This is a genomic window from Belliella marina, assembly GCF_042682445.1.
Lineage (GTDB): Bacteria > Bacteroidota > Bacteroidia > Cytophagales > Cyclobacteriaceae > Belliella > Belliella marina.
Window position 1 is genome coordinate 33331 of sequence record NZ_JBHUHR010000050.1, and the last position, 24006, is coordinate 57336.

The following is a 24006-nucleotide window of genomic DNA, read 5'->3' on the forward strand; positions in this document are numbered from 1 at the left end:
ACTTCCGGCAGGGTGGTTTTGTCATCCACATATAGCTGGATCAACACATACTCATCCCTGATAAGCTTTAGCACCTGCGGATCAGGCCAGATGCTGGCCTCCATCTTCCGGCAGTTGACACAGGCATGGCCCGTAAAGTCTATCAAAACAGGTTTGCCCACCTGCCTGGCATATTCCATCCCCTCCTCATAGTCGAAGAATGGATCCAGGTTCAGCGGGGCATGAAACAGCCCGGCATATTTTCTCTGGGGACCAGATGTCCCCGAATGTGCCTGGCCCGCAGGGATCCCCCCTACCGTCGGTGTATACAGGTCAAAGTCCTGTGTATGCTGGGGTGGCAAAAATGCCGATATGGACTTGAGCGGTGCTCCCCAGAGCCCGGGAACCATATAGATCGTAAATGCGACTACTATGATACCCAGAAATATCCTGGGCGTAGAGACATACTCCACCGGGCTGTCATGTGCAAACCTGATCTTGCCCAACAGGTACATGCCCAACAATCCGAAAATCGAAATCCAAAGTACCAAAAACACCTCCCTATCGAACCAGTCCCAATGGTAGGCCAAGTCCACATTGGAAAGGAACTTCAGCGCTAGCGCCAACTCCAGAAAGCCCAGGACTACCTTCACGCTGTTCAGCCATCCCCCAGACTTGGGAAGGGATTGCAGCCAAGAAGGAAACAGGGCAAACAATGCAAAAGGTGCTGCCAAAGCCACCGAAAATCCCAGCATCCCCACTGCAGGACCGAGGTATTCCCCCATGCTTGCGGCCTGCACCAGCAATGTCCCGATGATGGGACCTGTACAGGAAAATGATACGATCGCCAAGGTTGCCGCCATAAAGAACAGTCCTGCCAAACCGCTTTTATCGGATTTTTGGTCCAGTTTATTGCCCCAGGAATGTGGCAGGGTCAATTCAAAAGCCCCGAAGAAGGATGCCGCAAACACCACCAAAAGCAGGAAAAAGAAGAAATTGAATACCCCGTTGGTCGACAGTGCATTCAGCGCATCCGCTCCGAATACCACCGTGATCGCCAACCCCAAGAGTACATAGATCACCACGATCGATGCCCCATAGATCAGGGCTTTGCCTACAGCGGAGCCCTTGTCATTGCTTTTGGTAAAATAACTTACCGTCAAGGGCAACATCGGAAAGATACAGGGCATCAGCAATGCCGCAAGTCCTCCCAAAAAGCCCGCTATCAGAATGCTCAACAGTGATCTTTTGGATTCCTTTTCGGGGGTAAGCTCACCCAAACCATTTTCTGATGAACTTGTATTGTCGCTGGGAACAGCGTTTTCCCCCAATAGGTCGCTTGGGCTTTTACCGGTATACCCTATTTCAAAACTAAATGGAACTTCACTGGGTGGCAGACAATTTTCATCATTGCAGACCATAAACGCTACACTCCCCTTGACAACCACCTCATTGGATTCCAACTTGATTTCCTGTTCGAAAAGGGCTTCTCCATCGAAATAGGAAATCTCCATATCAAACATTTCCTCATATTTCTCAAACGACTTGGACTGCTCCACCACCGCACCTACCAACTGGAATTTCCCATTTTCTTCAAAATGAAATGTAGTAGGCACTGGGCCACCCGCTTCTATATCTTGGCCATAGATATGCCAACCCTGCTCTATTTTGGCCTTGAAGGCCAAAACTACAGTGCCTTGCTGTGGGTTTTCTTCTTTGAGATAAAACTCCCATTTTACAGGATTGTGCATCTGGGCCATTGCCCCGGCGCTATACAAAATCCAACAGAGCATCACCATTAAAGTCTTGCTTATATTCATCTTTTCCATTTTTGCTTTTCTATTAAATATGTAAAAACCATAGGCAATACCCCTAAAGTATCAACAAAAAAACTTCAATAATCACCAAGTAAATTTATGAAAGTCCGATTTGAAAACCGTCTGATTCTGTGATCCGTCCCAAACTTTTGAAGCCTTCAAATTTCAAATCAGTACTGATATATTCCTCTCGGGCTGGTTCCACCTTCATCAGATCCGTACTCAGATACTTTTTGTTGCAATCAGGGAAAATAGTCACGACGGTTGCATCCTCTCCCAACTGCTCCAGCAGGCGCAATGCCCCTATAAAATTGGCTCCTGAGGAAATCCCTACAGCAAGCCCCAATTCGGAAGCCAGCTTTTGGGCTACTATGATGGCATCCCCGTCATGGGCTTTGACCACAGGATCCATCTGGTCCAATTTGACGATGTTTGGAATAAACTCATCCGAAATCCCCTGGATCCTATGGCTTCCCACCTTGTATCCTGTAGACAAAGTAGGTGATTCAAATGGCTCAAGCGGATGGATCTTTACCTTGGGGTTCACTGATTTGAGTTTTCTGCCTACCCCCATCACCGTCCCTCCTGTACCTACCCCTGCTACAAATGCATCCGCCTCCAGTCCAACCTTCTCCAGTTGGACAATAATCTCCGCTCCGGTAGTCACCTCATGGGCCTCTATGTTGAATTGGTTTTCAAATTGCCTGGGCAAGAATATTCCCGGCCTGGAATTCAAATCCGCCTCTGCCATGGCGATGCTTCCCAAAAAACCACCTTCCTCTTTGGTGACTAGACGGATCTTGGCACCAAGGCTTTTGATGATATCAACCCGCTCCTTGCTCAGCCAGTTGGGCATGATGATCTCCACATGGTGTCCCAAGGTTCGTCCGATGGCCGAAAAAGCAATCCCCGTATTTCCAGACGTAGCCTCCACAATCGTATCCTCCGGCCTGATCAGGCAATTGTTGTAGGATTGGTGCAAGGTATAGAGCGCCATCCTATCCTTGATACTTCCGGTAAGGTTGAACTGCTCACATTTCACATAGATTTTCCGCTTCCTTCCCTTATAATCGAAATTGATTTCCAGCATGGGGGTGTTGCCCACAAGCTGCCACAGGTAGGAGAATTTTTCTTTCAGGCCTGTAGTCAGGCAAGCATTTCTCAATAATGGTTCTGCAATCATGGCAATAGGGTTTTATGCCACCTGATTTTTCGCAGGTGGCAATGTTGGTTTTTATAAAGTTTATGGATAGCTACATTTCCGATAGAAGGCTAAAACCTTCAGGGAAATCATTTTTAACAAGTTCAAAGCGAGAAAACCTCGGGGACTGTCCACTTTAGTCACCTTGGTATGTGTCCCTACAGACCAAGGTGACTAAAGTGCATCCGAGCCTTAGTGTTCCTTTGTGAAAAACTTGGTGATCTTTGTGGTTATAATTTTTACCAACAAGATCACAAAGTAAAAACACTAAAGTCTTCGCCTTAAGGCAGAGGATTTTCACCCAGAGTGAGGCATTAAATTTACCCCCCTGAAGATTTTTTGGCTGAAAGCGATTTCCTTGCACTTTCCGCTCATCCGGTTTTCGGTTTATCAAACCAGAAAATCAGGATCCCAGCAATTCTTCGAGTTTTTCCTCCAATGCTTCTCCACGAAGGTTTTTGGCAATGATTTTACCATCCGGACCAAGCAGGAAGCTAGTGGGGACCACCTTGATCCCAAAGGATGCTACAGCACCACTGTTCCAACCTTTGAGGTCGGACAGGTTTGTCCATTCCAACCCATCTTTTTTGATGGCTGCCAGCCAGGGATCTTTCTTTTCGTCCAATGACACACCGATGATATCAAAACCCTTTGCATTGTACTTTTTATAGGCAGCCACAAGGTTTGGGTTTTCTTTTCTGCATGGACCACACCAGCTGGCCCAAAAGTCTACCAAGACATACTTGCCTTTATAGTCCTCAAATGAAACCATATTGCCTTCTGTATCCTCCATGGAAAATTCAGGGGTTACCCCAATGGCAGATTTCACTGCCAAAGCTTGGCTTTCCGTAATCAACAGCCCAAACTCTGAGGCCTTGGCCTTGGAATCCAACAGCTCGAAGAGTTCCCCCTCTTTTTCGATATTGGCATACTGGCTATACCTGTCATAAATCACATAGGCACTCACTGGAGAATGAGGGTATTTGCTAATAAATGATTTTACCTCATTCTCTACTACTTCATTAAGTCCTTGAAGTGCATCTTGTGCATTTTTCAAGTCCTCCTCGTTATTTTCCTTATTGGCTTTGTCTATCTTCTGATAATACTCTCCTGCCTTTTTTGTGATTTCCCCCCATTGGACTCCCCATTCATTCATCTGATCTTGCGATTCCCCTCCACTTGCTTCTACACCATCTTCACCAACCATGATGGCTATGGGTTCACTGTCTATGGCCAATGCTTTGTACTGGTTGATTTTTGGTATTCGAAGCATATACATCCCCGGAACGATCCCTTCATGTTCAAAATGAAATTTCCCAGATTCCACCCAAGCAGAATCCATGGTTTCAAACTCTTTCCCCATCTTGACTAGATACACTTTCAGGGAATCCTCAGAGGACAGTACCTCACCGCCGATACTTAAGGTTTTATGTTCTGATTCTCCATCCTTCTTGGAATCACAGGAGTTCATCCATAAGATGCCTGCTACAATCAGTAAATAGCCCACTAAAGGGTTTGATAATTTCTTACTCATAGTTTTATTTTTCAGTATATTTTATTCCCAAATTGTCTGTAAAAAGACCTGCCAGGTTTAAATCTTTTAATGGTCTTCCTTGTCAAATAAGATACCTGTTCGTTCTTATATTTTATCAATAAAAACCTGGCAGGTCCTATCTAAACGACATTGTATCATAATTGTAAAACCAATTACTGCCCATATCCTGGGTTTTGTTCCAAATTTGGGTTGGCAAGAAGCTGTGCTTGTGGGATTGGCCACAACTCACTATTGCTATCCCATGAAATTTCTTTGTATGCCTCCAATACCTGGGCTATTCTGCCGGTTCTTTTCAGGTCAAACCATCTATGGCCTTGCTCCGAGAACAATTCCAACCTTCTTTCTCTTGCGATCAATCCAAGCAAGGCTTCCTGTCCAGAAACATTGGCTATTTCGGCAACACCAGCCCTTTTCCTCACCATATTCAAATCTTCCAATGAACCAGAAAAATCATTCAACATCGCCCTTGCCTCAGCCCTGATCAAATACTGTTCAGCAAGTCTGAGCATAACAAGGTGCTCCTGAGTCCCGGTAGGCGTATTCACAGCCACTTTATACTTGTATGGATAGATATATTCCTCTCCCAAGTATTCAAACGACCCCAACCAAGATGCCCTGGCATCATCTTCCCCAAACATGACCGCCAAGTCCTGGTTGACATAGAACAGCGGCAAGTTATTGGGAACAAACCTCGAAGTCTCAATAGAATTTGAGGTCGGTGTAGCCGAATTCTGGAGCTGCCAGATAGCTTCTTCGCTACCCACGAGGAAGACATCCTCAGCATCTGGCAAACTGTAATCTCCACCGATTACTTGTGTTGCTTTGTCATTGGCTGCCTGCCATTCGCCCCTATACAGGTAAACCCTGGCCAGCAGTGCTGATACCGCATGGCGATTGGCTCTGATCTTACCAGTACCAAAGTATTCAACACCCAAAAGCTCCTCTGCCTCCAAAAGATCCGCAATAATTTGTCCATACACATCATCGACTGAAGCTCTTGGGAGACTCCCTGTCGTCTGATAATCAGTGGACAAAACCAATGGAACAGCTCCCCACAAGTTCACCATATAATAATAATGCAAGCCCCGAAGAAAGAGTGCTTCGCCCAGCATCCGATCCCGTTGGGCAGCTCCAAAGTTGGAATTGCCCCTCAAGCCTTGGACACAGGCATTTGTCAGATAAACAATCCTATAACCAGAATTCCAAACACTCAGAATGTTATTGTCAGAAACTATCAGTCTGTTGTTTTTAAAATTATCGAATTCCGTCCCAAAGAAATCCAGTTCATCAGCTGAAATCCCCAGCACCGGTGAAAGAAAAGCGCCGTTGATCAGGTTAGCTGTGAAGGTACTGCTGTACATGCTGATATAAATCCCCCTGATTGCTGCATCGGCGGTATTGGCTGATTGGAACACATTTTCATCTACCACACTCGTCTTCGGCGGATCCAATTCCAAAAAACCCTCACAAGATGCCAATGTTAGCACAAGGCAGGCAGCTAAAGCCACTTTTATATATATTTTTTTTGTTTGACTATTTTTCATGATGATTGGTATTTAGAATGACAACTGAACCCCTGTAGTAATGACCCTCATAGGAGGTAATATAAGACTGCCTACTTCAGGATCCAATCCATAATAATTGGTGAAGGTCAGGAGGTTTTGCCCCTGTACATACCATCTCAAATTCTGCAGCTTCAACCTTGACAACATCGCTTGGTTGAATGAGTAACCGATGGAAAGATTCTTCAACCTTAAGAAAGAGGCATCCGATATCATGGCATCTGAGGCGGTATAATTGTAGAATGTCAGTCGGGCAACCGTTGAATTTTGGGTGCTCAATTTCGGGAAATAGGTCTCATCTCCTGGAGACTGCCATCTGTCGAGTACAGCTAGACCTTGGTTGGAAAGTGCTCCAGGCATAGAATACATGGGGATTTGGCTCCTCTCTTGTTTGGTAAACTGAAAGAAGATATTGATATCCCAGTTTTTGAAATTGATGGCATTGTTGATGCCTCCGAAGAAATCTGGATACCCACTGGCAATAGCCGGCCTTGTAGCAAAATTACCGACAAACTGCCCTTCCGGACTCACGTAATCCGATTGGGCCAATCCTGTTTCGGGATTTACCCCATTGTATTTGTATCCCCTAATCGAAGTGACTGGTTGCCCTAAGAGGTATGTTCCACTGTAAGATGAATTTTCCAAATCCGGAAATTCCAACAACTCATTGTATGGGAGTGTCAAATTCAAAGAAGTTGTCCAGCGAAGAGATGCTGTTTGTACATTGGTACTGCTCAGGCCAAATTCAAATCCACTATTCAATACCTTGGCAGGCAGGTTGGCAGTTACATTGGTAAAACCTGTCTGGGAAGCTAGGGAAAAACCGACCAACTGATTGTCAGAAATATTTCTGTAATAACTCATGTCAAACATCAGCTTGTCATTAAAGAAACCTAGCTCCAAAGCAATTTCACCTTTTTTCACCCTTTCCCACTGAAATGAGGCATTGCCGATATTTGATGGAGAGATCCCATTCTGCCCACCATAGGAAAGCCTGGTTATACTTGACCATCGAGCCATATATTGATAGGTGCCGATACCAGTATCACTTCCCGTTGTCCCAAAACTCCCCCTCAACTTACCAAAGCTGAGCGGTCCTGAATTGGACATAAACCCTTCTTCCGAAAAAATCCAAGCTCCACCTATCGCCCCAAAATTACCGAAGCGGTTGTTCGGACCAAACTTAGAACTGCCATCCCTCCGGAAAGTACCATTGATGATGTATCGTCCTTTGAAATTGTAATTGATCCTTCCAAATGCCGAGCTGTATCTGTACTCGCTGTAATCATCACTCCAAAAAGTCCTAGTAGCTGCTGCCGAAAGGTTTTCCAACAATTCCTCACTGAAGTAATCCGTCCCGCTGATATAACTTCCATCATTCACATTTTGCTGGAAAGTACTTCCCAACAAGAGCTGCATCTGGCCCTGACCGATTGCTTTCGAGTAAGAAACCTGGGGTTCTACTATGTAGCTTTCAAATGTGCTGTTTCCAAACTCTGCACTCCCACGCTGGTTTGTCAAATTTGGGTTTCTTGCAGAAAGTGGATTGATGGATACTTGATCCATATTCATATGGTTGTATCCAATACTTGATTTCAAAATCAAACTTGGCAACAATTCGTAACTGATTACGGCATTCCCCATCAGGTTTCTGGTGGTATTGGTCATCCTCCTGTTGAATACAGCAAGTGGATTGGTTACCCCGGCAGTCCAATTGAGCGACCCATCTTCATTGTAGGGATTATAATTTGGAGGCAAGAAAATATTGGTAGTCATATCGGAAGGCACTTGGGTATTGACCAAGTAATTGTAAGCCCCCGTTGCATTGATGTTGAACTTTTCGTTGATGGAAGTATGGTTGATTCCCATTCTTGCACTTCCCCTTTTCATCCCAAAGTCTCCAGGATATACTGTCCCTTCATTTCTATACCCCCCATTGATCGAAAACTGGGTTTGGGAATTTCCCCCGGAAAGTGTGCCCTGTACATCTGTAATATTTGCAGTACCTCCGATCAAGAGGTCTTGCCAATTTGTATGGTGGTTTTGATCCCATACGAGTAAATCCGGTGCATTGGCAATCGTAGGTTCTATGCCATCATTGGCAAAAGCCTCCCGGCGCATCTCCAGGTACTGGGAAGTGTTGAGCATATCAAACCTTCTAGTCACCTCTCCAGCTCCTTGGTATACGTTGGCTTCAAATGTGGTTTTGCCCACTTTCCCCCTTTTGGTAGTGATCAGAACCACACCATTGGCACCACGGGAGCCGTAGATGGCAGTGGCATCTGCATCCTTCAAAATTTCAATACTCAAAATATCAGCTGGGTTGATACTGTTCAGCGGACTTTCTGATCCTGCCGCAGGAGGCAATGCTCCAAAAACCCCAAACTGGTTCAGTGTACTAGGAGAGAATGGCACGCCATCCACCACATACAAAGGCACACTTCCTGACAAGAGGGAATTCTGTCCCCTGATGACAATATCAAAATTGCCTCCCCCAAAACCACTTCTTGGAGTCACCTGCACACCTGCTACCCTCCCTTGCAATGCTTCCAATGGGTTGGAGACAGGTTGTCTCCCAATTTCCTCTGCGGTGATTTTACCTACCGATCCAGTCAATTCCTTTTTGGTACTTTGACCATAACCAATGACGATCACTTGGTCAAGCTGGCTCTCAGACGGCACCAGCTTGATGTCAAAACTTGTCTGGTTTCCTATTTTGGTCTCATAGGATTTGTAGCCAATAAAAGAGGCTATCAATTGTACATCCCTTTTGGGTACGATCAAAGAAAAGTGTCCATTGACATCTGTAGCAACTCCCTTTCCAGTCTCCTTGACCACTACGGTGGCACCTGGAAGGCTCTCTCCATTTTCGTCGCTCACCCTTCCGGAAATGTAATACTCATCTTCCTTCAATGCTGCTCGAGGCTCATTCGAATTGAATTGATTGAGATTATCATCCTTTCCCCTTCTTTTTGGGGAAGCAAGGTTTTTTTCATTCTTGCGGACGATGGTGTAATGGTTTTTTTCTACATAAAGAAATACCAAGTCCAAAGGATAGAGCACCTGCTTCAACACTTCCTCTACATCTTTGCCTTCAAAATCCGGTAGGCTGACCTGTTTCCCTTGGATCAGCTCGTTTTCATAGACAAACCTCGTCCCATAATTATTCCCTATTTCCTTCAGTGCAGCTTCGAGCGGCACCGTCTTCACTTGCCCTATCGCTCCGTTGGATACGGTACATAGGCATAGCAACAAAAGCCAAATTGTGTAAATTTTCCTCATAGTGTATTAGTTAGTGGTGATTAATTTTTATCTGATTATAATTTGGTTTCCTCGCACTGCAACCTCTTTTTCAAGAATGCTCGAAAGAATAAACCTTATATCCGTAGTATCTGTAAGGGGAAATTCTCCATCCACCTTCCTTTCAAGAATAGTTTTGTCCAGCACAAGGAAATCAATCCCATAGAAATCCTCCAATTGGGAAATCAGCTCTCTCACAGGTGTATTTTCTAGTTTGATCAGCCTTTCCCTCCAAGCCAAATTCCGCTGCAATTCTGTTTTTCCTTTTTCGAATACAGCTGTCTCTTTGTTGAAATAAACTGTTTCCCCTGGCTTGAGGATGAAATTCATTCCAGACTCTCTTCCCCCTGCTTGTGATACTGCCACCGAGCCTTCTTTCAAACTCACTTCGGCGATTGATTTCCTTTCCTTTACATTGAAAGAGGTACCGAGTACTTCTACATCGATCGATGGCATGTGTGTGACAAACCTGTCTGCGCTTTTTGTCTCAGCTATCCCATCATGAAAATGAACAACATCCAAGAAAGCCTCTCCTTCTACCCAAACCTCCCTCACCCTCCTTGGATTCCATTTTTTATAATAGGAAACCACTGTATTCGCATTCATCATAATCGAGGATGAATCAGGCAAATAGATGGTCTTCAACTCCCCATAGCCAGTCCTTATCTCCACTTTAGTGTATTGCTCCGCAATGTTTCGGGCCAAGAATAGACATACCATGCCTATCACCAATCCCGCTGCAACACGCATCCAACGATTTACTTGGTCTTTCCTTCGGGCAATTTTCTGGTCCTCTGTCCAAGTCGTATATCTTATATTTTCCCAGATTTTGCTTTTAGCACGATTATCAGCCTCAATCCTCCTAAATGAATTGGCTCCCAAAACCATTCTTTTTGCACGCTCCATTTCAGGCAAATTAGTTGGATCTCCCTGAAACCATAAATCCCAAATCTCCCCTTCTTTCCCACTTGGATCGATTACCCACGCGACGAATGTCGGATCATCAATAAAATCCTGAAAAGTATATGTATTAAAGTCTTTGCTCACGTGAACTGGGTGTTTTGGTTATTTTCATCTATAGGACAATCAATCTTTCAAAATTACCCCATGAAAACTTATGTTATTCTAAAATCTAAAAAATATAAGACTAATTTTATCTGGTTATATAAAATATTATTATGAAAATTTATATTTAATCAAAATTACATGCAATATAAATTTTCAATTCAGTATATTATACTGAAATATTGGATAAATTTATTTTTAAAAATATTTTAAATGTATATCCGCTTTCTTACCAGTAGCCATTTAAAATAATGTATCCATATTGTTTCCAGGGCAAGTTGACTGTCAACCGTCGACACTCGTGCGCCGTGGCGTAGTTGACAATTATCCGCATGATTACATATGCATAATTTAAACTACTGGTGCCATTGCGGATAATCATATTACATTTTATATAAATCCAATGATCCAATAACTAACCTACACAATACATTTTTACGGTTTTGTATTTTTTAAAAATAGCTCTTTAAGTTACTGAAAAAAGAGACTTTTGCAAATCAAATACGCTTCCAGTTTTCGAGTATTGCAATCAATATTGGAACGGAAACACCCATCAGGTTTTTCAGCGTAGACAAGGCTCTGGCAGATAGCTTATAAGAGGCTTTGACAGTGATCCCCATAATATTGGCAATCTCTTCCTGTCCCAATCCCTGAAAAAATTTCAAATACAATATTTCTTTTTGTCTTCCCGTCAATTTGTTGAACCCTTCCAACAGCAGCGCTACTTGCTCATCATGAATGTTGTCCCTGAAAAATTCACTGTCCACAGTATAATCGACCTTAAAATCAAACTCAATTTCCCCAAAAGAAACATAAGGGAGTTTCTTTTCCTTTTTTAATTCATTGAAAATCGAATTTCTGAGTGACACCAAAAGATAGGATTTGACTGATCCGGACATAACAATTTCATGTCGTTTTGCCCATAGCCGTATAAAAAGTTCCTGTATGGTGTCTTCAACGAGCTCCTTTTTATGACAAATCCTATAACCATACTCGTATAGTATCTGAAAATTTTCGTCATACAGGGTCGATAAAGCCAATTTGTTGTCCTTTTTGATTTCTTCCCACAAAGTCTTTGCTTTTTCTTCCTGACCTGACATAAAACTTAATTGTATATATGCTGCACTTGGCGGTTTAAATATTGGGTATAAATCTATAATATCAAAAAAAAAATTACCGATTCCAGTACATTTTCGCACGCTTAGGTGAAAATCTAAGATTATCCGATATTATGCCATCACCATTTTAGTTTTGGCTTGCTTATTCTTTTTACTTGCCATTTCTTTGCAAAGTTCAAATCTAAAAAATCAAGTATCCAATTTACCATCATTCAAAAAACTATGGAAACTGAAAACAATTGCCATAACTGTGACATACCCATGACGGGAAATTTCTGTAGTAATTGTGGACAGAAACAATACCAAAGAATTGATGGACAATACATCTGGACAGAAATACAAGAAACTATCCTCCATACAAACAAGGGCTTTTTGTATTCAATATTTGAAATCATCAAAAACCCCGGAAAAACTGCCAGGGAATTTTTGGATGGCAAAAGAGTCAAGCATTACAAACCTCTCATGTTGGCATTTGTCCTGAGTGGTATTAATGCTTTTATTTCACTCAGAATCCTTGGATTGATGGATAAGTTAAGGGTGTATTATAGCGCTACACCTAATATGAACTCGGAGTTCATGAACGACTACCTCTCGTTCTTTTCGAGTTACAATTCGCTTATAATGCTATTGCTCCTTCCCATTTTTGCCGTTTTCACAAAAATCGCATTCAAAAAATGGGGGCAAAATTATTATGAGCATATAGTCATGAATTCTTATATCCTTTCATATTTCACAATATTCAGCATCATTGTTGTCTTCCCAATAATTTTTATATATAAAATAGATCCCGAAAATATAGTGCTGGTTTCCAGCCTACAAATGTTGATTATGCCTTTTATACTAATTTGGTTCTATAAAGGATTTTACCCAAACAGACCATTCAGGAATATCATTTGGAAAGTATGCATTTCTATGATTCTGATACTTTTGGGATATATCGCCATAATTATCGTTGGAATAATAATTGGTTTCGTTATCGCTTATGCACAAGGCCCGGAGGCAATGGAATATTTTAAACCCCAATAAATGACACATTTTAAAGCAGTTATATTTGATATGGATGGAGTTATAATCAACTCCGAAATGTTTTGGAAACAGGCAGAGTATGAAGTATTCACTTCATTGGGTGTCAATGTGACAGCAGTAGAATCAGCCTTGACAAAATCGATGACTACATCCGAAGTCACAAATTTTTGGTATCACATATCCCCATGGGAGGGGAAAGATCATAAGGATGTAGAACAGATGGTCATCTCAAGGGTCATCGAGTTGATTGAAACAGAGGATTGCCAGATTGAAGGTGTTAAGGATTTTATAGAATTGCTCAAAGAGAAGCATTATAAAATCGGATTGGCTACAAATTCACCACAGAGAATCATCCCCACAGTATTGAAAAAACTGGGGATTGAAGGTTTGTTTGATGCGGTACTTTCTGCGGAATTCGAAATAAAAGGAAAACCAGATCCCACAATCTATTTCAATGCAGCTAAAAAATTGAATACAGATCCGGCAGATTGTATTGTGATCGAAGACTCCCATTCAGGGATGTTGGCCGCAAAAAATGCAGGAATGACGGTAATTGCCTTTACCAATGAAAACCCGGAAGCGGAATTTGACATTGCGGACTTTAAAATCAACAGTTTTTGCCTAGGACAGACTGAAATCAAAAGAATGGGACTGCTACAAAATTAGAAGGTTATTTCAATGTTAATCCCAGATCAAATAATCATGACTTCGCATTCCTCCAAATAAATTCAGTGCTATTAATGCCTAAATTTGAGGGATTCCAAAGTCAAAATGAAAACGACACCCCTATTTATCCATCAAATTCAACAGGGCAACCCAAGGGCATTTGAGGAGCTTTTTGATACCTACTGGGAAGACTTGGTGAATTATGGCTACAAGCTTTTGGAAGACCGCCAAGCATCAGAGGATATCGTGCAGGAGCTTTTCTTGGAGATCTGGGATAAACACGAGAACTTTCACATCACAAATAGCCTAGATGTGTTTTTGTTTTCCTGTATCAAGAAGAAAATCCTCAGAATATTCAGGGATCAGGGGATCAGAAAAAAACACATCGAAAGCCTGTACCGCCTCACCAGCAAATCTGAGAGCCCGATCAAGGAACTCTTGCATGACGAACTGATGGGATCCATCATCAAGACCTTAGGCCATCTTCCAAACAAGGAAAAGGAAGTATACATCCTCCATGAAATCCAAGGGTATTCAGTAAAGGAAATCTCCAATATTTTTACCGTTTCGGAACAGACAGTCCGGAATCAAATCGCCTCTGCAAGCAAGAAAATAGGCTCTGCTGTTATCAAACTGTTAATTCCCTGAGAACAAATCTTCCCCAATGCTAAACAATTGTTAATTCGTTTTTTTGCATAGTTATTTTTCAAGCCAAGTGGTACTTCCCTACAAAAGCGAAACCCTTGGAAACTCCAAAACTAAAAAAGATCATCTCCCAATACCTGGATGGTAAGACTTCAGCTGAAGACAGTAAGCTTATAGAGAAATGGCTGGACAACTTGGCTGGAGACAACCCTGCAATACACCCAAACCTAGACCTCGCCAAGATAAAGGCAAGGCAAAAATTCCTGAACCAAATTGAACAAGATTCAATTTCACGGACCGAAAAGAAAAAGAACAATTGGGCATGGAAAATCGCTGCCGGATTGATCCCTTTTCTGATGCTTTCTATGGCTTGGCTATATTTCAACCAAGAGGAATCTTGGATCGAAACCTCCACCACTTTTGGTGAATTCAAGGAATTCTATTTGCCGGACAGCAGCAGAATCCTCCTCAAACCCAATTCAACTATCAAATACCTCTCATCATTTGACAAAAACAGATTGGTGGAACTTGAAGGAAATGCATTTTTTGATGTCAGGAAAAATCCTAAATCACCCTTTTTGGTCCATTCGGGAGCTTTGGAAATCAAAGTCTTGGGAACATCATTTGACATCCTGTCATTTCATGATTCTGATGAATCGAAAGTGACTGTAGCTACCGGACTCGTAGCTGTGTCGGAAGGCAAGAGGCAATTGGCATTGTTGCGGACCTCAGATCAGCTCACTTATAACCGCCAAACGCAATCATTCATTACCGCTACCTCCTCATCATTCGAGGATTTGCAATACAAACAATTGGTCTTCGAAGATGCCAGTCCCAAACAAATAGCCGAAATCCTATCAAACTACTACCCAATAGAAATAAAATGCGATTTGGACAAAAACATAAAAATTTCCGCAACCCTAAACAGCAAACTTGCCTATGAAGCTATCATCACCGCACTGAATGAGCTATTGAAAAACCACCAATCAACTATCGTAAAAACAGGAGAAAACAGCTACCGAATCCAATAACCCTATACCCGTTGGCCCGGGTATAGGGAAAGAAATCTTTGGATAGACAAGCTATTCCCAATCATCTTATTACACACTATATAAACGCTAAACTAATGAAAAATTTCATAAAGAGGAAAAACGTCATGCGATCCTCTTTGATCATCCGAATCACGTGCATATTCCTATGTTGCCAGTCAATCCAACTATTTGGACAGGGTGCTCCATTGGAAATCGCACAAAACACCAACAAAGAAGTTCCCCTGATTGAACTGTTGAAATCTATTCAGCGAAAAAACAACCTGAACATAATTTATGATGCCAATTTATTGAGGGGAAAAATGGCATCATCTACCCAGCTGGATGGTGAAGATTCCGAAGAAGTCATCAAAAACCTCCTCATGCAGCATGATTTGGTGTTGGAAAAAAAGAATGACATCTACTTGATCAAACCTGCAAAAGCAGCATCAAAAACTGTCGCTCCCATCACCAAAGCCATCAAAAACATCAGTGGAAAAGTACAGGATGCATTGACTGGGGAACCATTGTTTGGAGTGAATATCTTGGTCAAAAACAAAGACCGTGGACAAGTCTCTGACCTTGATGGAAACTTCAACTTCACCGACCTTTCCGATACTGATATACTGGTATTTTCCATGCTAGGATATGACAGGTTGGAAGTGGAAGTTGGTACCAGAAATAATTGGACAATCGCCCTCCAGCCCAAAGACAATGTACTAAGCGAAGCTGTTGTCATTGGCTATGGTGAGGTAAGTAGGGAAAAGCTAACCAGCTCGATCAGCAGTGTTTCCCCAAAGGAATTCAACAGAGGGGTATTGGGAAATCCAGATCAGCTGTTGCAGGGCAAAGTACCGGGATTGGTTATCTCCAGAGATGGCAATCCCAATTCAAATGCCTCCGTCGTATTGAGGGGAGCTTCCACCTTGAGGGAAGGTGCGGCACAGCAGCCGTTTTATGTGATCGATGGAGTACCTGGCGCATCTATCAACCTTGTCGCTCCTGACAATATCATTTCGATCGAGGTCTTGAAAGATGCCTCCGCCACCGCTATCTATGGTAGCAGGGCAGCAAATGGGGTCATCATCGTCACCACCAAACGTGCCCAACCCAATTATGGATTTTCATACAATGCCTATGCAGGAATCGAAAATGCCTCAAACAAGCTTCAAATGATGACCGGAGACCAACTGAGGGCTTATTTGAAAAAAAACGGACAACAACTTTTCCCGAATGACAACAACTATACACTCAACAACGGCGATACTTCCTTTGTCAACACCAATTGGCAGGACGTGGTCATGCGCCAAGGCCTAAGCCAAAACCATACCTTGAGCTATGGTGGCGGAACAGACAGGGCATCTTTCAATGCCAGTCTGAATTACTTCGAAAATGAAGGGATTATTTTGGGTACCGCTAGGGAGAGGGTCATCGCCCAATTCTCCTTGGAACAAAAAGGGATCAATGACCGCTTGAAATTGAACTTCCAAGTAACCAATTCCCTTGAAAAACAAGACCTTGTCAATGATCAGCTTTATAGACAGATGATTTCTTACCTCCCTACGGTGACGATCAGAAACGAAGACGGAACATTCAAGGAAAATACGATTGACCATACTTCCAACTATTTCAACCCACTGGCTATCATCAAACAAAACCAGGAAGAAAAGCAGATCAATACCTTGATGGGGTATTTGGGTGCAAGGTTCGACATCAGCAAAAAACTGAACATCAACCTTACCGGATCTTACCAATTGGAGAAGTTCGAAGGGAAACTGTACCAAAACAGTGAATCTATCCTTCCCATAGGCTATCTACAAACTTCCTATACTGGTGAACAGGTAGGTGGATTGGCAAGAAGATACAGTGCCCAAAACAATAGAAAGGTCTTGGAATCATTCTTTGACTACACCCCTATCAGCAACATGGCGCATGAATTGAAAATATTGGGTGGATATTCATGGCAAAATGATGAAAACAACGATGGATTCCAAGCTACCAACAATGGCTTTGTCTCCAATGTAACTGGAGCTGACAACCTAGCTTTGGGAACAAATACCCTGAGAGTTGACTTCGGTAACTTCAGCCAATTGCCATTGAGGATTATCTCATTTTACTCCCGGGTTAATTATTCTTATTTGGATAAATACATGTTTCAGGTATCTATCAGAAGAGATGGTTCATCTGCTTTCAGTCCCGATAACCGTTGGGGAAATTTCCCCGCAGCATCTGTAGGCTGGTTGCTACATGAGGAAGAATTCTTCAAGAACCAATCTTTTGTCCAGAGCCTGAAATTGAGGGCAGGATATGGTGTTACGGGAAATTCACTGGGTTTTGATCCATTGTTGTCGGTTTTCAGATATGGAAGTACAGGCACATATTACAACAATGGAAACTATGAGCAAGCATTGGGCTCTGTAGCCAATATCAATACAGACTTGAAGTGGGAAAAAACCTCCATGTTGAACATAGGTGCAGAATTCGGGATATTGAACAACAAAATCACGGGTAGCTTGGATGTCTATGAAAAATACACTTCAGATTTGATCTTCTACTACCCGGTATCCACTACCCTATTTGTCCACTCTACCATGACTGCAAATGTTGGGGCAATATCCAACAAAGGAATTGAGTTCGCCCTTCAGACAACAGCTGTTGAAAGCGGGAAATTTTCTTGGAATATCAATGCCAATATTGCCCACAACAAGAACAAAGTCGAAAAGCTTTCGAATTTTGAATACCAGCTTGATTCCATAGCTACCGCTCCAGGATCTGGTGCAGGTGTAAGTGGGGTATTCACACAGATCATCAAAGAAGGCTACCCAATAGGGCAATATAACCTTTTTGAATTTGCCGGAAGAAATGAAAATGGGGTATCTACCTATTATACGGCTGATGGAGGCACTACTGCTGCGCCAAGGTCACCGGCAGACGCAAGGCTCATGGGAAATGCCCAGCCAAAATTCACTTACGGAATCGGCAATACATTCACTTATGGCAATTGGTCACTCAACGTTTTCCTAAGGGGGGTCTATGGCAACCAAATCCTGAATTCTACCAGGGCTGTCCTTAGCTCTACCAGCCAGGCATACCTACGAAATATTCCTGTTTCAGCAGAGAATGAACCAATGTCTGATGTCAACAACAATTTCTATTCGGATAGATACCTAGAATCCGGTTCTTTCTTAAGAATGGACAATGCCACCCTCGCCTATAACTTCCCAATCAAAGGAACCCAGGTAAAAAACCTGAATGTCTACCTGACTGGGACAAACCTTTTTGTATTGACCAAATACTCGGGGATCGATCCAGAGGTCAATTTGGGCGGACTTACTCCGGGATTTGACAACAATAATTTCTATCCAAGAACTCGAGGGTTTCTTTTGGGACTAACACTTGACTTCTAAAATCTGAAAATCATGAAAAAATCAATCAACTTACTATTCATACTTCCAATGCTTCTGTTGGCTTTCAGCTGTACTGATCTTGATGTACCCATTGCCTCAAGCTATACTTCAGATGTATTTCCAAGAACAGAATCAGAGTTTGCTGCCGTCACCGGTCCAGTTTATGTCCATTTACGAAGCAATGTAGCACTTGAGCATTTCTATATGCAAGAACTTACCACTGACGAGGCGGTACTTACAGCACGTGGTGCCGATTACTATGATGGTGGCAGGTATCTTCAACTAAACCTACATACATGGGATGAAACACACCCATTTTTGGGAGGGATTTGGTGGTGGAGCTATAGAGGGATTAGCCTTTGTGGAGAAATTCTGGAAGCATTGTCCAATGCACCTGAAAGTGCATTCAAAGAAAAAACAATCGCAGAGATCAAAGCCATGAGAGCGCTTTTCTACTTCTATGCAATGGATAATTTTGGGAACGTTCCCATCGCACCTCCCTATGGAATGGTAGAACTTCCAAGCCAAAGCCCAAGAGCTGAAGTTTTCAACTACATCGAAAATGAAATCAAGGAAGCCATCCCACACCTTACCAAGGACAACACGATGAGCAATTATGGGAAACCCACCTATTGGATGGCGCAAGCGCTTTTGGCAAAGCTGTATATCAACGCTGAAGTATATACAGGGTCAGCGAGATACACAGAAGCAATCGCAGCCTGCAACGAAATACTCAATTCACAATCAAATGGAGCGCCTGTAGGTTTTGCATTGGAAGAAAATTTCATGAAGATCTTCGATGTGGACAACGGACCGCATATCAGGGAAATCATCTTTGCAGTACCTTTTGACCAGAATTTTGGTGCCAACGGCATGAGATTGGGCAGATTTCCGCTGCACCCACTTTTGAGGGTAAACTATGGGCTTCCTACCACGATCAGTGTGGGAAATTGCCTGAGTACTTGGGCTGATTTCTATTACCTATACGATGAAGAATCCGACACCAGACAGGACACTTGGTTGGCAGGACTTCAATACTACCTGGATGGGAGTCCAGTCATGGATGGCACCTACCATGTCGACCTGGACCCGGAGATCGCATTTGTCAACATAGAGACCTTCGATAGAGGCAGAAGCCCACAGCAGATTGCCCAAGGTGCCAGAAATGTAAAATATACTCCAGATGGCACTTGGACTTCAAGCAGGGATTCAAGAAATGATTTCGTCCTCTTCAGATATGCAGATTTCGTTTTGATAAAAGCTGAAGCAATCCTCAGTGGCGGATCTGATCCACTGGGGGAAAGCGCCTTGGATTTGGTCAACCAAGTTCGGACGATCAGAAAAACAGAACCATACAATACTGTAAACATCGAATCCCTATTCGAAGAACGTAGCCGGGAAATGGCCCATGAAACATGGAGAAGAAATGACCTCATCAGATTCGGAAAATGGGAATCTCCTTGGGGAAGGGATGCCGCCACGGGCCTTCCGGTCAAAACCAACAATGAAGTATACAGAAGGGTGTTCCCAATTCCGCAGAATGAATTGGCTTCCAATCCAAAATTAGTCCAAAACGATGGGTATTGATATTAAAACATTGAAAACCAACTTGCTTGGGCTATTGATATCGGTCTTATTATTTGCATTGTGCTTGCCACTCCAAGCGCAGGAAATCAGGACTGATTCGAAAACTGTGAAATTTCTCGCCATTGGAGATTGGGGGAGAAATGGAGACGATCACCAGCTCACTGTAGCGGATCAACTTCTGCATCAAATCAAAAAGCACAAACCTGCATTTTTGATATCCACAGGAGACAATTTCTATCCAAACGGGGTACGGAGTATCCATGATCCACTTTGGAAACATACTTTGGAGGATGTGTACAAGAACTACCACTTTCAGTTGGATTGGTATTCCATCTTGGGCAACCATGACTATTTGGGAGATCCGGATGCACAGGTAGCCTACTCATCCATTTCGCGAAGATGGAATATGCCTGCCAGGTATTATTCCAAAAAAGTACCTATCAGGGATTCCAAGGAGTATGCATTGCTCTTGTTCATTGACACCAACAGCTTTATCCCGGAGTTTTATTCCAACCCTATCTACGGCCCGAATGTTGCTAAAACAGATTCATTGGCGCAGAAAAAATGGATGAAACAGGAGGTGGAATCCGCAGGGGATTCTGCCAGATGGGTCATTGTCATCGGCCATCATCCGATGTACAGTGGCGGAAGGGTGAAAAATTATGATACCTTGGCTATCAGGAGATCACTCAAAGAGTACTTAAAGGAAATGGACGTGGATCTATACCTGAGTGGACATGACCATAGTCTCCAATACCTTATTGAAGATGGAATCCACCAAGTCATATCGGGTTCCGGCTCGGAGGTCACCCCCAGTGAAAAGCTCCCCTACACCCAGTTCTCAGCTTCCCAAGCGGGATTTATGCTGTTTTCAATAGCGCAAAACCAACTGAAGTTTGATGCAATCAATGAAAATGGTGTGACCATCTATTCAGGTTCAATCGAAAAATAAGTTTGCGGCAGATTAAAAGTACAGGCCAATCACCCATGAAAAATGAGTTTGATTGGCCTGTTTCTTTTGAATATAAAAAATAAACACATATCAATTAGGGGAAACAACAGCGGCTTGAAGTTCAGCTTTGATCCGGCTATAATCCAATTTTTCCTGATCTGTCAACTTGTAATTCCAAGTATGGAGTATGTCGAGCAAAAAGTAGTACTCCAATTTCTTGTCTTCAGAAGTATTTGCAGCAATGTCTTTCAGCATGATCATAAAATACTCATCCAAAGATTCCAACCTGCCTAAATTCATCCCGATATACCTTTTGGCCTTTTCAAACTGCCCAAGTTTGAAGTAAGCTTTACTCAGGGTATTTGACCATATTTTGACAAGGTCTTTACCCGAATACAATTTTGGGTAGGTATAAAGCAGCTTGTTATACTCTTGAATGACTTGCTCATTTTGCTCCATCATAAAAATGGCAAAGGTGTAAATAGCATCATAATGGTCTTCAAAGTCCATGGGGAATGCAGTTTTTAGCTTGTGATAGATCCTGATACAATCATCAAATGAGGATTCAAGATAGGCCTTATGCATTGACACCCTATAGTATGACTTCAAAGCCACATCTCCATCGGCAGCCAATTCAAAGCTTTTAGAGGCTTTGATATTATTTTCCAGCGAGGAGTATACCATACCATTATGATAGTGCTTAAAGGCATCCTTTGGGTCTTCAATCAGTGATTTTTCACTTACGGGCTCCATTTCCACACCAGACTCTTTTCCAAAATCATGCGCAAACAATACTTCCAAATAACTCAAATAAGGCCGTTGCAAGGGTTCCTTTTTGTGAAGGGAAATCAATAGTTTGGAAGCATTGGTAGCCTCCTTGTTATGATAGTAAATTTCGGCGAGCATTAAGGAGAATTTTATATGATTCTCCGATCCATCCTCGAAATATGCTATCATTGCCTGAAGAATCCTGATGGCATCATCGAAAGATTTTTTGTCCAAATAAATCAAAAGCAGGGAATGTAATGCCTGCAAGCGATCTACTCTAGTGGTAAATTGTCCGATACAGCTATTCAAAGGCACTATTGCCTTTTCTTTTTCCCCAAGCTCTTCATATGCCAAACCTAAGATGTAGTTACCTTGGGCACTGGGCTGACTGGATCTTTTGAGGCTTTCCATCACATCAACGGTTTTTTGGAATTCTCCCATTCTGAAAAAATGCAATGCCTTCATCTCATCTATTTGGAGAGGACTTCCACTATTCAGTTTGCTTTGTGCGAAGCTGTCAAAAATCTTTTCATGGTTTTGTGACTCACTTTGGATTTCGGCTTTCAGCAACCAGAGCCTAGGTTCATTCGGGAAAGTTTTCAGCATGTCATCAATGATGGCATCAGCCTCCCCTATGCTTTTTGTATTTATCAATACGGTCGCCATCAATATCCCCGCATTCAAAACAAAAGTCTGCTTCGCTATAGCTTCATGATCCAAAGGCATAACCTTATCCAATGTCTTTACATTGTTTTGTCCAAATTCCCAAGCAAATAAACCAAGTAAATCCAAAGCTTTTTTGGGATTCCCTGTCTGTAAATATATCTTGGAAAGGATCAATGCACTTTCTTGCTTGATTGATTTTTGCTTCTCCAGAACTCCCCATATTTTCATGGCTTGATCCATCCTGTTTTGCTGCAGATTACAGATCGCCCAAAGGTCCGATACTTCATTGTCTGACAACCAAGCATGGCTTTCCATCTCTGTGATCAATTTGGATATCTTATCAGGTTGGTAAGTCTGCTTGTACAAGGGGAGCAATTCAAAAAACACCGATTTACTTTCATCCTCCAAGAACAAATTCTCTAGCTCCTGAATGCGGATATACCAACATTTTTGCAATTTTAAGATTGTAGTAGTATCATCAGGAATACAAAGCAGTGCTTTTTGGAAACAACTTATGGCATTGGCATAATCTAGGCTTTGCACATAATAATCCCCAAGGCATTTAGTCAATCCAACATGATCAGGGGCGTATTGCAAACCCTGATCAATCAGCTCAAGGGATATTTCACAAGCTTCGTTTATCAAAAAAAGGAAATCATCACCCTCTAAGGCATCATGTGTCAATAATCTATTGATCTGAATCCTGGAGCTATCCAAAAGTTCTTGGCCTTTGCATTGCTTTCCGATCCATTTCAGCCAGGCACGGGACAAAAGAACCTCTTGGCTTGCATCCTGTTCCTGCACATGGTTTTCTGCATCTTCCAAAGCATGCCTCATAGCTCCATAATCTGATTTTTCGAAAGCTTTATAAGCCAAGGCGATATAGTTGTTGAACATGGTTTTGCTATTAATTTTCAAAATTTAAATGGATGCACTATTCCTTCCTGTTGCATCATTCTGTGCCAAGCAGCATAAAGGTTGTTGGAGGGCAATATTTCCATTGAATCCAGCTGCATGGTAGGGGTAGTGTAATGGTTGCCCAAGATGACATTGTCATTGTATTCCTGCCAATTCGAAAACAGGGAAGCGGCAATGGGAAGAATGTGCAGTACTCTCCTGGTCAGCTCCTTGTCTGAAATCAACCCACAGGTAAAAGAGAGTCTGCTGAGCAAAATGTACAAACTGATGTCATACCCCCTGATGCCAACCTTTCTCAGCTTCACCCTATTGATCCATACGATCTGTGCACTTTTGCTGGAAAATGAGTCCCGAGTAGCTTCGATATAAGTCATAAAATCCGCTTCGGAAAAAGTATCATAAACACGAAGTTGATCCATGAACTTATTGTTTGGACCATTGTCATTCAATATTTCTATCAATACTTTTCTGGCACTTTGTTCATGAAAGATCCCCTTGCTGTTCAGAAACCGCATCAAATGGTTGAAAACCGCCCGATCAGGATTTTCAAACCCCGACAATGAAAGGTCACTTTGACCACCGAGTGCGTTGAGCATCAATGCTGAAAGGCTTAACCCTTGATACAATTTCTTTTCTAGCGTTTCTTGATTCATATGATTATAATTGTTTTTCAATGGTCATAACTTTTCCCGTGACGAAGGATACGGGATAGCCTGTCCCGAACCTGTCTGCTTCGGGAAGGCAGG

Annotated in this window: 16 protein-coding genes; 7 read left to right on the plus strand and 9 right to left on the minus strand. The window is 42.5% G+C overall.

Translation table 11 applies throughout. The features are described from left to right. From ACFSKL_RS22415 to ACFSKL_RS22445, 7 genes are all read right to left on the minus strand, one after another. On the minus strand, positions 1–1799 hold a 1799-nt coding region (locus ACFSKL_RS22415), incomplete at its 3' end, for a protein-disulfide reductase DsbD family protein (RefSeq protein ID WP_376889548.1). A gap of 94 nt (positions 1800–1893) precedes the next feature. Next, a complete protein-coding gene (locus ACFSKL_RS22420) occupies positions 1894–2979 on the minus strand; it encodes a PLP-dependent cysteine synthase family protein (RefSeq protein WP_376889549.1) in 1086 nt (361 codons plus the stop codon). A gap of 421 nt (positions 2980–3400) precedes the next feature. Next, the gene (locus ACFSKL_RS22425; protein WP_376889551.1) at positions 3401–4531 is read right to left on the minus strand and encodes a redoxin domain-containing protein; all 1131 of its coding nucleotides are present in this window, start codon (positions 4529–4531) and stop codon (positions 3401–3403) included. A gap of 173 nt (positions 4532–4704) precedes the next feature. After that, positions 4705–6096: a RagB/SusD family nutrient uptake outer membrane protein gene (locus ACFSKL_RS22430; protein WP_376889553.1), complete on the minus strand. Its 1392-nt coding sequence runs from the start codon at positions 6094–6096 to the stop codon at positions 4705–4707. Between the two features lie 12 nt (positions 6097–6108). Continuing rightward, entirely contained in the window at positions 6109–9396 is a 3288-nt protein-coding gene (locus ACFSKL_RS22435; RefSeq protein ID WP_376889555.1) for a SusC/RagA family TonB-linked outer membrane protein, read from the minus strand. A 27-nt stretch (positions 9397–9423) separates the two neighbouring features. Next, entirely contained in the window at positions 9424–10461 is a 1038-nt protein-coding gene (locus ACFSKL_RS22440) for a FecR family protein (protein ID WP_376889557.1), read from the minus strand. Between the two features lie 515 nt (positions 10462–10976). After that, positions 10977–11579, minus strand: a complete 603-nt coding sequence (locus ACFSKL_RS22445; RefSeq protein ID WP_376889559.1) for an RNA polymerase sigma factor — start codon at positions 11577–11579, stop codon at positions 10977–10979. Positions 11580–11819: 240 nt separating this feature from the next. On the opposite strand from ACFSKL_RS22445, the gene ACFSKL_RS22450 reads away from it, so the two are divergent. The 7 genes from ACFSKL_RS22450 (at position 11820) to ACFSKL_RS22480 (ending at position 20908) form a co-directional block, all read left to right on the plus strand. Continuing rightward, positions 11820–12623 (plus strand): DUF3667 domain-containing protein, encoded by an 804-nt coding sequence (locus ACFSKL_RS22450; protein ID WP_376889561.1) that lies wholly within the window; start codon positions 11820–11822, stop codon positions 12621–12623. Next, positions 12624–13289, plus strand: coding sequence for a hexitol phosphatase HxpB (gene hxpB, locus ACFSKL_RS22455; protein ID WP_376889562.1), 666 nt, complete (start codon positions 12624–12626; stop codon positions 13287–13289). 105 nt (positions 13290–13394) lie between these two features. Continuing rightward, positions 13395–13937 (plus strand): RNA polymerase sigma factor, encoded by a 543-nt coding sequence (locus ACFSKL_RS22460; RefSeq protein ID WP_376889564.1) that lies wholly within the window; start codon positions 13395–13397, stop codon positions 13935–13937. 95 nt (positions 13938–14032) lie between these two features. Beyond that, positions 14033–14965: a FecR family protein gene (locus ACFSKL_RS22465; RefSeq protein WP_376889566.1), complete on the plus strand. Its 933-nt coding sequence runs from the start codon at positions 14033–14035 to the stop codon at positions 14963–14965. A gap of 95 nt (positions 14966–15060) precedes the next feature. Then, a complete protein-coding gene (locus tag ACFSKL_RS22470; protein ID WP_376889567.1) occupies positions 15061–18369 on the plus strand; it encodes a SusC/RagA family TonB-linked outer membrane protein in 3309 nt (1102 codons plus the stop codon). Between the two features lie 12 nt (positions 18370–18381). After that, positions 18382–19956 carry a RagB/SusD family nutrient uptake outer membrane protein gene (locus ACFSKL_RS22475; RefSeq protein WP_376889569.1) on the plus strand — a complete coding sequence of 525 codons (1575 nt, stop codon included), beginning with the start codon at positions 18382–18384 and terminating at the stop codon, positions 19954–19956. Next, positions 19946–20908 (plus strand): metallophosphoesterase, encoded by a 963-nt coding sequence (locus tag ACFSKL_RS22480; protein WP_376889570.1) that lies wholly within the window; start codon positions 19946–19948, stop codon positions 20906–20908. The genes ACFSKL_RS22475 and ACFSKL_RS22480 overlap by 11 nt, the downstream gene beginning before the upstream one ends. A 90-nt stretch (positions 20909–20998) precedes the next feature. Here ACFSKL_RS22480 and ACFSKL_RS22485 read toward each other — a convergent pair whose 3' ends face one another. Further along, positions 20999–23260, minus strand: a complete 2262-nt coding sequence (locus ACFSKL_RS22485; RefSeq protein WP_376889572.1) for a tetratricopeptide repeat protein — start codon at positions 23258–23260, stop codon at positions 20999–21001. Beyond that, positions 23257–23913, minus strand: a complete 657-nt coding sequence (locus ACFSKL_RS22490) for a DUF1266 domain-containing protein (RefSeq protein ID WP_376889574.1) — start codon at positions 23911–23913, stop codon at positions 23257–23259. The genes ACFSKL_RS22485 and ACFSKL_RS22490 overlap by 4 nt, the downstream gene beginning before the upstream one ends. Between the last annotated feature and the right edge of the window lie 93 nt (positions 23914–24006).

What these genes read in the sequence shown, in the direction of transcription:
- ACFSKL_RS22480 (WP_376889570.1), top strand. Translation starts at nt 19,946, where the DNA reads ATGGGTATTGATATTAAAACATTGAAAACCAACTTGCTTGGGCTATTG.
- ACFSKL_RS22425 (WP_376889551.1), bottom strand. Translation starts at nt 4,531, where the DNA reads ATGAGTAAGAAATTATCAAACCCTTTAGTGGGCTATTTACTGATTGTA.
- ACFSKL_RS22460 (WP_376889564.1), top strand. Translation starts at nt 13,395, where the DNA reads ATGAAAACGACACCCCTATTTATCCATCAAATTCAACAGGGCAACCCA.
- ACFSKL_RS22430 (WP_376889553.1), bottom strand. Translation starts at nt 6,096, where the DNA reads ATGAAAAATAGTCAAACAAAAAAAATATATATAAAAGTGGCTTTAGCT.
- ACFSKL_RS22435 (WP_376889555.1), bottom strand. Translation starts at nt 9,396, where the DNA reads ATGAGGAAAATTTACACAATTTGGCTTTTGTTGCTATGCCTATGTACC.
- ACFSKL_RS22450 (WP_376889561.1), top strand. Translation starts at nt 11,820, where the DNA reads ATGGAAACTGAAAACAATTGCCATAACTGTGACATACCCATGACGGGA.
- ACFSKL_RS22420 (WP_376889549.1), bottom strand. Translation starts at nt 2,979, where the DNA reads ATGATTGCAGAACCATTATTGAGAAATGCTTGCCTGACTACAGGCCTG.
- ACFSKL_RS22470 (WP_376889567.1), top strand. Translation starts at nt 15,061, where the DNA reads ATGAAAAATTTCATAAAGAGGAAAAACGTCATGCGATCCTCTTTGATC.
- ACFSKL_RS22445 (WP_376889559.1), bottom strand. Translation starts at nt 11,579, where the DNA reads ATGTCAGGTCAGGAAGAAAAAGCAAAGACTTTGTGGGAAGAAATCAAA.
- hxpB (WP_376889562.1), top strand. Translation starts at nt 12,624, where the DNA reads ATGACACATTTTAAAGCAGTTATATTTGATATGGATGGAGTTATAATC.
- ACFSKL_RS22490 (WP_376889574.1), bottom strand. Translation starts at nt 23,913, where the DNA reads ATGAATCAAGAAACGCTAGAAAAGAAATTGTATCAAGGGTTAAGCCTT.
- ACFSKL_RS22475 (WP_376889569.1), top strand. Translation starts at nt 18,382, where the DNA reads ATGAAAAAATCAATCAACTTACTATTCATACTTCCAATGCTTCTGTTG.